Genomic DNA, 553 nt, shown 5'->3' with positions numbered 1-553 from the left:
GATGAGTACCTGATCAATCACGTCGAAGAAATGGCATTACCCGACCATCAAAACATCGTTGTTATCAATGACAACTTTGGTGCCCTCGCTTGCTGGTTTTCTGAAAAACATCATGTCACTTTTATGAGCGATTCTTTCGTCTCTCACAAAGGTGCTCAAAAAAATCTTGAAGACAATCAATGTAATAAAGTGGCATTTCTGACCACAATGGACAGTATTCCTGCGAATACAGATCTTGTGTTAGTCCAGCTACCTAAAAGTAATCGTCATCTTGTTTGGATTTTGAGCCAACTTCGCAAAGTGCTTCCAACCGCTTGCCCTGTTATTGCTGTAAACAAAGCCAAAGAAATCCATACGTCTACATTAAAATTGTTCGAAAAACACCTTGGAGAGACTAAAACGTCACTGGCGTGGAAAAAGCATCGACTGGTCTTTTCTCAGGCCAATGCAGAACCAAGAATTGAAGTAGATCCAATCACGGCTTGGGGTATCGAAGGTGAACACATTCAGCTTAAAAACCTGCCAAATGTCTATTCAGGAGAAAGTTTAGATT

The 553-nt window shown here is 40.7% G+C and carries 1 pseudogene; it reads left to right on the top strand.

What is annotated here, in order from left to right:
- Positions 1 to 553: pseudogene (locus R7R78_RS28675) on the top strand (50S rRNA methyltransferase); the annotation flags it as partial.

This window comes from Vibrio sp. 2134-1, assembly GCF_033339495.1.
Note: the sequence above shows the minus strand (reverse complement) of the source record. Positions and strands in the feature narration are given on the sequence as shown.